General features: G+C 61.4%; 10 protein-coding genes. 6 read left to right on the forward strand and 4 right to left on the reverse strand.

Annotated elements, in window-relative coordinates; translation table 11 throughout:
* Nucleotides 1–88: 88 nt before the first annotated feature.
* Entirely contained in the window at nucleotides 89–1,705 is a 1,617-nt protein-coding gene (locus PY649_RS23230; protein WP_285871105.1) for a DHA2 family efflux MFS transporter permease subunit, read from the forward strand.
* Between the two features lie 35 nt (nucleotides 1,706–1,740).
* Nucleotides 1,741–3,021: an adenylate/guanylate cyclase domain-containing protein gene (locus PY649_RS23235; RefSeq protein WP_285871106.1), complete on the forward strand. Its 1,281-nt coding sequence runs from the start codon at nucleotides 1,741–1,743 to the stop codon at nucleotides 3,019–3,021.
* 43 nt (nucleotides 3,022–3,064) lie between these two features.
* Here PY649_RS23235 and PY649_RS23240 read toward each other — a convergent pair whose 3' ends face one another.
* Complete coding sequence (locus tag PY649_RS23240; protein ID WP_285871107.1) at nucleotides 3,065–4,006, reverse strand: GlxA family transcriptional regulator; 942 nt, start codon at nucleotides 4,004–4,006, stop codon at nucleotides 3,065–3,067.
* Nucleotides 4,007–4,135: 129 nt separating this feature from the next.
* On the opposite strand from PY649_RS23240, the gene PY649_RS23245 reads away from it, so the two are divergent.
* From PY649_RS23245 to PY649_RS23255, 3 genes are all read left to right on the forward strand, one after another.
* On the forward strand, nucleotides 4,136–4,933 hold the full coding sequence (locus PY649_RS23245) for an SDR family NAD(P)-dependent oxidoreductase (protein ID WP_285871108.1): 798 nt from the start codon (nucleotides 4,136–4,138) through the stop codon (nucleotides 4,931–4,933).
* 222 nt (nucleotides 4,934–5,155) lie between these two features.
* The gene (locus PY649_RS23250) at nucleotides 5,156–6,076 is read left to right on the forward strand and encodes an AraC family transcriptional regulator (RefSeq protein ID WP_285871109.1); all 921 of its coding nucleotides are present in this window, start codon (nucleotides 5,156–5,158) and stop codon (nucleotides 6,074–6,076) included.
* Between the two features lie 146 nt (nucleotides 6,077–6,222).
* Entirely contained in the window at nucleotides 6,223–7,143 is a 921-nt protein-coding gene (locus PY649_RS23255) for an SMP-30/gluconolactonase/LRE family protein (protein WP_285871110.1), read from the forward strand.
* A gap of 215 nt (nucleotides 7,144–7,358) precedes the next feature.
* Here PY649_RS23255 and PY649_RS23260 read toward each other — a convergent pair whose 3' ends face one another.
* From PY649_RS23260 to PY649_RS23270, 3 genes are all read right to left on the reverse strand, one after another.
* Nucleotides 7,359–8,945: an aldehyde dehydrogenase (NADP(+)) gene (locus tag PY649_RS23260; RefSeq protein WP_285871111.1), complete on the reverse strand. Its 1,587-nt coding sequence runs from the start codon at nucleotides 8,943–8,945 to the stop codon at nucleotides 7,359–7,361.
* A 159-nt stretch (nucleotides 8,946–9,104) separates the two neighbouring features.
* Nucleotides 9,105–9,881, reverse strand: coding sequence for an SDR family oxidoreductase (locus PY649_RS23265; RefSeq protein ID WP_285871112.1), 777 nt, complete (start codon nucleotides 9,879–9,881; stop codon nucleotides 9,105–9,107).
* 26 nt (nucleotides 9,882–9,907) lie between these two features.
* Nucleotides 9,908–10,858, reverse strand: a complete 951-nt coding sequence (locus PY649_RS23270) for an aldose 1-epimerase (protein ID WP_349644441.1) — start codon at nucleotides 10,856–10,858, stop codon at nucleotides 9,908–9,910.
* Between the two features lie 116 nt (nucleotides 10,859–10,974).
* Here PY649_RS23270 and PY649_RS23275 point away from each other — a divergent pair, with 116 nt between their 5' ends.
* Nucleotides 10,975–11,739, forward strand: a complete 765-nt coding sequence (locus PY649_RS23275) for a FadR/GntR family transcriptional regulator (protein WP_285871176.1) — start codon at nucleotides 10,975–10,977, stop codon at nucleotides 11,737–11,739.
* The last annotated feature ends 26 nt before the right edge of the window (nucleotides 11,740–11,765 follow it).

Raw genomic sequence — 11,765 nt, forward strand, 5'->3', positions numbered from 1 at the left:
GACTGGATGATCCTTCCCTTCCTTCCTCGATTATCACTCGGACCTCCACATGAGACTGTCTCTTCCAGAGAGCCAGAGGAGAAACGTCATGGCTACGCTTCAGATCGCCGCAAACAGCAATTCCTCCGCAAAGCCCGCACCCGCAGGCGGCGGCGCGGCTACCATGAGCCCATTGAGGATGTGGACCGCCGTCATCGGCTCCACCCTCGGCGCCTTCATGGCGGTCCTGAACATCCAGATCGTCAACGCCTCCCTCGCCGACATTCAGGGAGCGATCGGTGCCGGCACGGACGACGGCGGCTGGATTTCGACTTCCTACCTGATCGCTGAGATCGTCGTCATTCCTCTGACCGGCTGGCTCGCGCGCGTCTTCTCGGTGCGCATCTATCTCCTGGTCAACGCAGTCCTGTTCCTCGTCTTCTCAGTTGCCTGCGCTTTTGCCGCCAATTTGCAGCAGATGATCATCCTGCGCGCCATCCAGGGCTTCTCCGGCGGCGTGCTGATCCCGATGGCATTTACCATCATCATCACGCTGCTGCCCAAGGCCAAGCAGCCGATCGGCCTCGCCCTCTTCGCCCTGTCGGCCACCTTCGCACCGGCCATCGGCCCGACCATCGGCGGCTATCTCACCGAAAATTGGGGCTGGGAATATATCTTCTACGTCAACCTCGTCCCCGGTGCGGTTATGGTCGGCATGCTCTGGGCCTCGCTCGATCGCGCGCCGATGAACCTCGGCCTGCTGGCCAAGGGTGACTGGCCCGGCATCATCACCATGGCGATCGGCCTTGCCTCGCTGCAGACCGTCTTGGAAGAAGGCAATAAGGACGATTGGTTCGGCTCGCCCTTCATCGTCCGCCTGTCGGTCATCGCTGCTGTCTCGCTGACCCTCTTTCTGATCATCGAGCTGCGCGCCGCCCATCCGCTCCTGAACCTGCGCCTACTGGTACGCCGCAACTTCGGTTTCGGTATCGTCGCCAACTTCCTGCTCGGCATCGCGCTCTATGGTTCGGTCTTCATCCTGCCGATCTATCTGACCCGCATCCAGGGCTATAATTCCGAGCAGATCGGCATGGTGCTCGCCTGGACCGGCATCCCGCAGCTATTATTGATCCCGCTGGTTCCACGTCTGATGAAGCGTGTCGACCTTCGCATCATGATCGTCGTCGGCTTCGCCCTCTTCGCCGCCTCGAACTTCATGAACATCTACATGACCGCGAACTACGCCAGCGACCAACTGTTTTGGCCGAATATCGTCCGTGCCATCGGTCAGGCCCTTGTTTTCACGCCGCTGTCGGCCATCGCCACCTCGGGCATCGAACAGGAAAATGCCGGTTCCGCCTCGTCGCTCTTCAACATGATGCGCAACCTCGGCGGCGCCGTCGGCATCGCCATGCTGCAGACCTTCGCCCAGAAGCGCGAGCAGTTCCATTCGAACATCCTGACGGACTCCGTCTCGGTCTTCGATGAAGCCACCCGCACCCGCATTGCGCAGCTGACCACCTACTTCATGAACCACGGCATCTCCGACGTTGCGACCGCCCAGCACAAGGCGATCATCGCCGTAGCACTGCGCCTGCGGCAACAGGCCAATATCATGGCCTATAGCGATACCTTCTATCTGCTCGGCATCGCACTCGTCGCCGCGCTCATCGCCAGCCTTTTTCTCAAGAAACCCGGCCATATCGAAGGCGGCGGCGCCCACTAAGCGCCGCTCCCTCCCTCGCCTCCGGAGATACGATCATGACCACCGTCAAAACCCGCGAGCCTGCAACTTCCCAAGCAGCAAACTCATTGTCTGATCTTCTCGATATCGAGCATCCGGTCTCCGAGCCGGGCGCCATCAGCCCGGCCGCCATCCTCGCTCTCATCGAATGGCTCTCGGGCGACGAGGCCCACGCGCTGGATGAGGCCAGCCTGACCTTCGGCCTTGGCCGCCGTCTCAGAAGGCTCGGCCTTCCGGTCGACCGGCTGACCTTGCATCTCATGACCCTGCATCCGGAGATCGTCGGCCGCTCCGTCGCCTGGTCGCCGAATGAACCGGTACAGATCCGGGACCGCGAGCACGGGACGATCACCCAGACATTCCTGCACAGCGCACTATGGAAGGCTATGAATATCCGCGATATCGTCATCGCCGGCCGGGACGACGACAGCGACCAATGGGAACAGCTCGACATATTCGCCGGCCGTGATCTGGTGGAATTGATGATCGTCCCGCTCTGCAATGCCGACGGCCCGGTCAGCGCCGCCTCTTTCGGCACCAAACGTCCGGGCGGCTTCACCGCTTCGGAGCGGCAGGTGATCGAACGCATCATGCCATCTCTGCGTAATGCCTGCGAGATCCGGACGCTGCGGCAGGTCGAGCTCAGCCTTCTCGACACCTATATCGGTCCGATGACGGCGCAACGCATTCTCGCCGGCCACATTCGCAAGGGCGAGATCGAAACCATGGAGGCCGCGCTCATGCTCTGCGACCTGCGCGGTTTCACCGAGCTTTCCAATCGCCTGGCCGGCGAACGCGTGCTGGAACTGCTGAACGTCTATTTCGATGCGGTCGTGCCAGCAATTACCCGCGAAGGCGGCGAAGTGCTGAAATTCATGGGGGACGCCGTTCTCGCGGTCTTTCCCGGCTATGACGCGACCCGTTCAAGCGATGCCGCACTCACCGCCGCTAAAACCATCCTCGCCCGCCTCGAAAAGCTGCATTTCCTCGATGCCCGCCTGCAGGCCGGTATCGCACTGCACTACGGCGAAGTCAGTTACGGCAATATCGGCTCCGGCCGCCGCCTGGATTTCACCGTCATAGGCCCCGACGTCAATCTCGTCAGCCGGATACAGGGCGTCTGCAGCGATAGCGGCGAGCCGCTGCTGATGTCGCGGGATTTTGCAATGATGCTCAGCGATAAACAGAGCATCTCGATCGGCAGCCGACTGCTCAAGGGATTTGACGAAGAGATCGAGCTGTTTGCACCGGATTTAATCTCGCCCTTGGCTGGCGAGAAAGCAAAATCAGCATCTTAGCTTTAGCTAAGTACCAGATTTTGCAAGACAATACTGACCGATACTAGAGCTCCGCTCGCTGCACATTCCGCCGGATCGCCTGCGGCGGCTGCCCGAAAGCCCGCAGGAATGCGCGCCGCATGCGTTCGCGGTCGGCGAAGCCGGTTTCCTGCGCCACCACGTCGATCGAGTGCCGCCCCTCCTCCATCATCAGCCGCGCCGCCTCGACCCGCAGGTTCTCCACCGCCTTGGCCGGCGACTGCCCTGTCTCCGAACGGAAAGCGCGGCTGAATTGTCGGGGGCTCAAATGGGCGGCTTCGGCGAGCTGTTCCACCGATAGCGGCGCGCGCAGATTGCGTTTGGCATAGGCAAGCGCGCTCTGTATCCGGTCAGATTTCGGGTCCATCTCCAGAAGTGCCGAAAACTGCGACTGGCCGCCGGCGCGGCGGTGATAGACGACGAGTTTCTTCGCTACGGCACGCGCCAAATCGATACCGTGATCCTTCTCCACCATGGCCAAAGCGAGATCGACGCCGGCCGTCATGCCTGCGGAGGTCCAGATCGAACCGTCGATGATGAAGATGCGGTCCTCGTCCATCTTGATCTTGGGAAACCGCTTCTGGATATCGCGGGCCACGATCCAATGCGTCGTCGCCCGTCGCCCATCGAGCAGGCCCGCATGGGCGAGGAAATAGGTGCCCGTGCAAATGGAGGCCAGACGTCGCGAATGCGTCAACGCCTCCCGCATGAACAGCCGCTCCTTTTCCGTCGGCATGGCTTCCTGCGGCGCGCCGCTGACGATCAGCGTATCGAACGTCGGATTGTCAAATGCCTGAGTTTCCACCGCCAAGCCGAGCGAGCTCACGATTTTTCCGCCGGTCTCGGAGATATAGAGCATCTCGTAGATCGGCCCCTTCACCTCGATGTTGGCGAATTCAAACACCGAGGCTGCGGCCAGGCTCATGACCTGAAAGCCGGGGAACAAAAGAAAGGCGACGCGTTGCATGGCCAAAATCTCCATCATGTCCTAAAAGGTGGTATATATGACATTTGAGACGCGAACAAGCAGGACTATAAATCTCCTCAAGCGAACGGCGAATGCCGACGCTCTGAACCGAAACGAAGGAGACAAACAATGTCCAGCGAACATAAAGGCACCGCACTTGTCACCGGCGCATCTACCGGCATCGGCGCCCTCTATGCCCACCGGCTTGCCAAGCGCGGCTATGACCTGATCCTAGTTGCCCGCAATCGCGATCGCCTGACGGCGCTTGCCCAGCGCCTTACCGCCGAAACGGGCCGCACGGTTGAAATCATTGCAGCCGATCTCAACGAAAAGGCCGATCTCGCTCGCGTCGAAGAGACCTTGCGCAACGACGCCAGCATTACTCTGTTGGTCAACAATGCCGGCGTTGGCGGCACCGCGCCGCTGCTCGCCTCCGACATCGACAAGATGGAACAGATGATCAACCTCAACGTCACGGCATTGACGCGGCTGACCTACGCGGCGGTTCCAGGTTTCGTCGCCCGCGGCGGCGGTGCCATCATCAACATCGCCTCGATCGTTGCCGTAGCGCCTGAAGTCCTCAACGGCGTCTATGGCGGCAGCAAGGCTTTCGTCCTGGCCTTCAGTCAGTCGCTGAAGCACGAGCTGGCCGACAAGAACGTCAAGGTCCAGGTCGTGCTGCCGGGCGCGACCGCCACGGATTTCTGGGGCATCGCCGGCACGCCGGTCGAGCATCTGCCGAACGAAATCGTCATGTCGGCGGAAGATCTGGTGGACTCCGCACTTGCCGGTTTTGACCAGGGCGAATTTGCGACCGTACCTGCTCTTGCCGAGATTGCGGAGTGGAATGCTTACGAAAGCGCCCGCCAGGCCATGATGCCCAATCTGTCGCGCACCAAGCCGGCCGAACGCTATAAGGTCGCCTAAGCCACTGAAAAGGCACGCTTTATAAATTGGGGTGTGTCAGCGTTTCCCTACGTGAGGCGCTGACACACGACATATATTAGCAACGGGATATTTATATCACATTTGGACTCAACTTGCTGTTTTTACGCTGCACTATCTAGGATAGTGCCCCAAAAATTGGTAGTCGTCGCTGGCATCGGTCTCGGAGGGACCGGCTGTTGTGAGGCGTGGGGCGTAGCAACGATGCCTGATGGTGCGGGGTCCGAAGACTATTTCAGGCTGAGCGCACCAGCGAGTGCGTTCGAAGCCGTGCTTTCCAAAAACGGCATTAACCTGGACTGTCCCGAGACAGTTGCGGGCCGCACCGGCGAGCCCGGTTTTGTACTCGGCCTGCAGCGTCAGGAACCCGCGTTGGACCGGGTGAAGCTGGGCGAATGTTTCGTTCCCGTCATTCCCTTCCCGCACGGTACGATCGGGCTTGCCAGACTGATCCTCGATCCGCCCAGTCAGACGCGACGCGAGGAAACGACCAGTATCTATCTGTCACGCCGGACCTTCGACCAGATTGCCGATACGCTCGGCACCGACCGCATCGTCGAACTTCCGCTCGCACCCGGCATCGCCTCCGGCGACACCGTCATCGAAAACCTGTTTTCCTGCCTGATCCCGGCCGTCGAGCAACCGGAACGGATGAGCGCATTATTCATCGATCACGTCGGCAAAGCTTTCAATGCTCATATCGCTCAACGCTATGGCCGCATGCGGATGACCCGACCCGCTGTGATCGGCGGGCTGACGCCGTGGCAGTTGCGCCGCGCCCGCGACACGATCAATGCCCGGCTGGATCGGGATCTGTCCCTGGCGCAGCTTGCCAGCGACTGCGGCCTTTCCACCAGCCATTTCGCCCGAGCCTTCGCCCGCAGCACCGGCATCCCGCCGCATCGCTGGGTGATGCAGCGTCGCGTCGACCGCGCCAAGGAGTTGATGCGGAGGGGGACGCCGCTTGCCGAGATCGCGCTGATGTGTGGTTTCTCCGATCAAAGCCACCTGACACGCGTTTTCTCGCAATCCGTCGGCCTCACGCCGGGACGTTGGCGGGAATCGCAGATATTAGCCGCGTTCGATGTTGCACCGATCGCGATGAGAGAAGCCGACTCATGCTGACCACCAGCAATCCGCGACATCTAGTCTCTTGATTCTTTGCTGCGCTGCAGCAGATCCTCAACGGGAATGACGAATGATGCTGTCATCAACCGATGTCATCATCTTCCCGCGACGACCCGCAGATCCGACCTTGAAAGGATGCTCTCATGTCAGAAGCAGAAGTACGGACGCCTGCCGCCTCTCCCGGAAAGACCGAACGGCTGTTTTTCCTCGATATCAACGATGGGCGAATAATCTCCACCGCCATCGACGGAACCGACCTCAAGCTGATCATCCAGCGACCGAACCGCAGCCCGGACGGTATCCTCGTCGACAGCGAAAACGGCTGGCTTTACTGGACGGAAATGGGCACCGACTACAATGCCCATGACGGCTCGATCGAGCGCATCGATCGCGACGGCAGCAATCATGTGACGCTGATTGCTCCGGGCAGCACGCTGGTAACGCCGAAGCAGATCCAGATCGACAGCGATGGTGGCAAGCTTTACTGGTGCGACCGCGAAGGCATGCGGGTGATGCGCGCCAATATCGATGGCTCTGACATCGAAACTCTCGTCCAAAACGGCGACAGCCCTGCCGACAGCGCCGATATCGAACGCTGGTGCGTCGGCATTGCGCTCGACCTGCCGCGCGGGCAGATCTACTGGACGCAGAAGGGACCGCCGAATGCCGGTCTCGGACGCATCTTCCGCGCCGGCGTCAATATTCCCCAGGGTGAGACGGCAACGAAACGTAGCGATATCGAGACCCTGCTCGACAAGCTGCCGGAACCGATCGACCTCGAACTCGATCTTGCCACGCGCACCATCTACTGGACCGACCGCGGCAATCTTCCGCGCGGCAATACGGTCAACTGCGCCAGCATGGACAACCTTGCCGCGACCTCCGAGGTCATCCTCGAGGGCCTCGACGAAGGCATCGGCCTGTCGCTGGATCTGCCGAACAACCGCATGTTCTTCACCGACATCGGCGGCAACCTCTATTCGGCAAGCCTGGACGGCGCCGGCGAACGCGAGCTGCTGCATCATGCCGGTTCATTCACCGGGATCGTCTACGCGGTGGTTTGAGGTTCAAGGCGCCTCGGGTAGCGGCATTGCTTTGGGTAACGCTGTGGCCGACCCTCGTCCTTCGAGGGTCGGCCACAGGATGAGGGCGGAACGAGCCCCCCACTTGAATCGAGATGCTGATGCTGCCCATACTCGGCTGGGCTTGGCGGAAAAGATCAGCCCTCACCCTGAGGTGGCCCATCGGGCCGTCGAAGGGCGAGGGCGGATGGATCCGGTCAATTGCCCTTGCGCACACCATCCATCAGATGCGGCAGGCCCTTAACACCCTCGTCCTGCAATTCCACCGGCAGCAGGCCTTCCGGCAAGTCCTGATAGGACACCGGCCGCAGGAAGCGGCGGATGGCGAGCGTGCCGACCGATGTGGTGCGGCTGTCCGATGTCGCCGGGAACGGGCCGCCATGCACCATGGCGTGGCTGACTTCGACGCCGGTCGGCCAACCGTTGGCGAGGATGCGCCCGACTTTGCGCTCCAGCACCGGCAGCAGCTTGGCGGCAATCGTGTAATCGCCCGCATCGACCTGCACGGTCGCGGTGAGCTGGCCCTCGAGCTTTTCGGCAACAGCAATCATCTGGTCAATGTCCTTGCATCGCACGAGCAGGCCGCTCGCACCGAAAACCTCATGGCCTAGCCGCTCGTCAGCAAGGAATTCCTCGACATCCGTCTCGAAGAAGGCGCCGGGGCTGCGGTTGACGCCTTCAGCCGGGGCGCCGCGTGCGATCGTCTTTACGGCTTCATGGCCGGCAAGGGCTGCAACGCCATTATCGAAGGCGGCATGGATGCCGGGCGTCAGCATCGGCGCCGGCACGCTGCCGGTAAGCGCGGCACTGGCCGTAGCAACGAAACGGTCGAGATCGGGACTATCGATGGCAAAAAGCAGGCCGGGATTGGTGCAGAACTGACCGGCGCCCATCGTCAGCGAACCGACAAAACCTGTACCGATCGCTTCGGCGCGAGCCGCAAGGGCTGCCGGGAACAGGAAGACCGGGTTGACGCTGCTCATTTCGGCATAGACCGGAATCGGCTCCGGCCGGGCCGCCGCGATGGCACCGAGCGCCAGTCCGCCACCGCGCGAGCCGGTAAAGCCGACCGCCTTGATATGCGGATTGCGCACCAGCGCGGCACCGGTCTCATTCGCGCCGGTCAGCAGCGAGAAGGTGCCTTCCGGCAGACCGCAAGCGACGACGGCGGCGCGAATGGCGCGGCCGACCAGTTCACCGGTACCCGGATGGGCAAGATGGCCCTTGACGACAACAGGGCAACCGGCCGCCAGCGCCGAAGCGGTATCACCACCGGCAACCGAGAACGCGAGCGGGAAGTTGCTGGCGCCGAAGACGGCGACGGGGCCGAGCGGAATCTGGCGCAGGCGCAGATCCGGACGCGGCAGCGGCTTGCGATCAGGCAAGGCCGGATCGACACGCAGGTCCAGCCATTCGCCGGAACGAACAACTTGCGCAAACAGCCGGAGTTGGCCGACGGTGCGGGCGCGCTCTCCCTGCAGGCGGGCAGCCGGCAGCCCGGTCTCTTCGCTCGCGCGTTCGATCAGCGCATCGCCGATCTCCATGATGTTGGTTGCGATCGTTTCCAGGAAGGTCGCGCGAGCTTCCGGGCTGGTGGCGCGATAGGTATCGAATGCCTTGCCTGCCAGCTCGCAGGCGCGAGCAACGTCCGCCTCACTCGCAATCGCAAATGCTGGTTCCAGGTTCGCGCCGGTCGCCGGGTTGATGGCGCGCACGGATTTGTTGTCGCCGGTCGAATCCGCGCCGATCAGCAAATCGCCGCTAATCACAAAAGACTGTGTCATGGGTATTCCTTGATGATGCCAGGGCGCCGGGAGGTGCGCCCGTCAGAAGCAGATAGCAAGATGGAATGACAATTGTAAGATGATAATCGTCATCTAAATATCAAGCCTTATCCGGGCAGATAAGACGGCTGCGACCTTTTGCACCGCAGCGTCTCGAAATCAAGGATGCTGCTGCACGCTCAAGCCGCCGTCGATAGTCAGGCTGGCGGCATTCATGAACGGGCACTCATCGGAAATCATGAAGACGGCGGCGAGCGCGATCTCTTCCGGCGTTGCGATACGGCCGCCTGGATGCAGCCGCATCGTCTCCGCCCTGGCGGCTTCGGGGTCGTCAAAGCTGTTCCAATAGTCGATGACCTTCTGCGTCGAGACATAGCCCGGCGCCAGCGCATTCACCCTGACGCCCTTTGCCGCATATTCGAGCCCCAGCGATTTCGTCATGCCGAGCAGCGCATGTTTGGCAAGCGGATAGGGAAACGTATGCGGGATGATGGTGAAGGCATGGGTGGATGCAATGTTGAGGATGGCACCGCCACTCTCTTCAATGATGCCCGGCAGCACCGCCCTGCAGCAATTCCAGGCACCCTTGAGATTGATATCGAAACAGCGCTGCCACTCCTCATCGGTCGTTGCCAGCGGCTCGGAGAAAACGTTGACCCCGGCGTTGTTGATCAGCGCATTGAGCCGGCCGATCTCAGTGCCCGCCTGCTCCACGATAGATTCGATCTTTGCGACGTCGGTAATGTCGGCCGCGGCATAGCCGAGTACCGCACCCGCTGCCTTCAGCGCCTCTGCCTCCCGCGCCAGCAACGGGCCGTCCATGTCGATGAGGAACAGCCGCGCACCTTCCGCGACACAGGCCTTGGCGATCGCCAGGCCTATGCCCTGCGCCGCGCCGGTGATCAGGATGCGCTTGGCGGAAAGACGGTCGGTCATGAGTGTCCTTTCTTGAAATGGGGTCGCTAGGCAATTGCTTCCGGACGCAATTGCAGGCTGACTGCCATCCCCTCGCCCGGTTCCAGTACGGTGAGATCACCGAGATCAGGCAGGTTATGGCCGTTCGCCAGATGCGACATCGGCTCGAAACAGAAATAGTCGCGTTGGAAGCCCGGATCGAAGACGGCATCGGAAACGAAGATGAAATAGTGCCTAAGCCGCTCGTCGGCCGTAAGACTAAGGCGCACCCCATGCTCGGGCCAGGCGACTTCGGCAAAGCCGTCCCATCCCTCGAAGCCGTTGTTGATCCAGCGATGCGGCAAGCCGCGTGCCGTTGCGAAATCCAGGTCGTCGGGAATGTCCACGGCGTCCCCCGGCAGCCAGCCCCCCACTTCCGTCCAGAACAGCCGGGCCGTCGCCTTGAGCGTGGTGGCCGGCGTCATGGGAAAGTAGGGATGCCAACCCAAGCCGAAAGGAAGTGCCTCCGGTCCAAGGTTTCTGACTTGGAGATGCATGTCGAAACGATCGTCATGAATGATGAATCGCTGCCGTGCTTCATAGGCGTAAGGCGTGCCACGGCCTTCATGCGAGAAGCCAAGTTCCGCTTCGTCGCCATTTTGGCTCAGAATAGTCCATTCCGATTGCCAGCCCTCGCCATGCAGATAGTGCGGATCCCAAGGCGTGTTGGGCTCGAATGCATAGTCCTTGCCGCGGAAGGTAAAGCGATTGCCCTTGACCCTGTTGCCGAAGGGAACAAGCGGATAGCAACCGGAATAGAGCGCGTCGGCGTCATCCGACGATGCTTCGCGCAACAATGGTGCACGTCCGCCGCCCCGCTCCCACCAGAGGCCGAGCACGATGCCGCCACGTGTCGAAAGCCGAGCTGTGAGGCTGCTGCCCCTGAGCTCCACCACCGTCATGTCCAGCCACTCGCCTCCGTTCGCATTGGCCAACTTAGCGGGGACGGTAGATTTCATCATATTTATTGTCAACATAGGTAGGATTTATATACAGTCGCCTGGGGATGGCTGCGCTTGGTGATTGCTTTGGCGATTGCAGGAGGGGCAGGATGGGGAACAATCAGGGAGACGGCATGGCCAGCGGCAAAACGGGGGATAAATTGACCAAGGCGATGCCCGGGCTTACGGAGAGCGGCAAGCGCAGCGTCCGCGAAGCCCTGCTGCAACGCTTCATCGACAAGATCATCTCCGGCGAAATGGTCGAAGGGTCGACGCTGCCGAACGAGGCGGAACTGACCGAGCAATTCGGTGTTAGCCGCACCAGTCTGCGTGAGGCCATGCAATATCTGGCGGCGCTCGGCATGATCCGCTCGCGCACCCGCGCCGGCACCACCGTACTGCCGCGGGAAAACTGGAACTATCTCGATCCGCTCGTCCTCGACGCCACCCTGCGGCTCGGCAATGACGACCGTTTTCACGTCTCGCTGATCGAGGCCCGGCAATTGCTGGAACCGGCGGCCGCTGCCCAGGCCGCCGCTAACGCCAATGCTCATCACCTCTTCCGCATATCGAAGGCCTTCGAAGAGATGGTGGAGGCCAATGCCCGCGACAACGAGGCCTGGAGCCGCGCCGATCTCGAATTCCACACAGCGATCATCCGGGCGAGCGGCAATTGGGTCTATCTGCAATTCGCCACCGCCATCCGGGCAGCACTGCTCGCCAGCTTCCGACTGACCAACCGCGCCAGCCAATCGCATGAACAGGCGATCGCGATGCACCAGGACGTACTGGAAGCTATCCGCATGCGCCGTCCCGACGAGGCCCGCAGCGCGATGGAGCGCCTGATCGGCGTCGCCCGCGATGAGATTTCGGATGCGCTCAGAAAAGCTCGGACCTAACCGTATGGCATTGCGGCCGAGTTCGT

The sequence above is a fragment of the Rhizobium mayense genome (assembly GCF_030272705.1).
Lineage (GTDB): Bacteria > Pseudomonadota > Alphaproteobacteria > Rhizobiales > Rhizobiaceae > Rhizobium > Rhizobium mayense.

Coding starts and splice junctions, on each gene's coding strand:
- PY649_RS23230 (WP_285871105.1), top strand. CDS start 89: ATGGCTACGCTTCAGATCGCCGCAAACAGCAATTCCTCCGCAAAGCCC.
- PY649_RS23235 (WP_285871106.1), top strand. CDS start 1,741: ATGACCACCGTCAAAACCCGCGAGCCTGCAACTTCCCAAGCAGCAAAC.
- PY649_RS23240 (WP_285871107.1), bottom strand. CDS start 4,006: ATGCAACGCGTCGCCTTTCTTTTGTTCCCCGGCTTTCAGGTCATGAGC.
- PY649_RS23245 (WP_285871108.1), top strand. CDS start 4,136: ATGTCCAGCGAACATAAAGGCACCGCACTTGTCACCGGCGCATCTACC.
- PY649_RS23250 (WP_285871109.1), top strand. CDS start 5,156: ATGCCTGATGGTGCGGGGTCCGAAGACTATTTCAGGCTGAGCGCACCA.
- PY649_RS23255 (WP_285871110.1), top strand. CDS start 6,223: ATGTCAGAAGCAGAAGTACGGACGCCTGCCGCCTCTCCCGGAAAGACC.
- PY649_RS23260 (WP_285871111.1), bottom strand. CDS start 8,945: ATGACACAGTCTTTTGTGATTAGCGGCGATTTGCTGATCGGCGCGGAT.
- PY649_RS23265 (WP_285871112.1), bottom strand. CDS start 9,881: ATGACCGACCGTCTTTCCGCCAAGCGCATCCTGATCACCGGCGCGGCG.
- PY649_RS23270 (WP_349644441.1), bottom strand. CDS start 10,858: ATGAAATCTACCGTCCCCGCTAAGTTGGCCAATGCGAACGGAGGCGAG.
- PY649_RS23275 (WP_285871176.1), top strand. CDS start 10,975: ATGGCCAGCGGCAAAACGGGGGATAAATTGACCAAGGCGATGCCCGGG.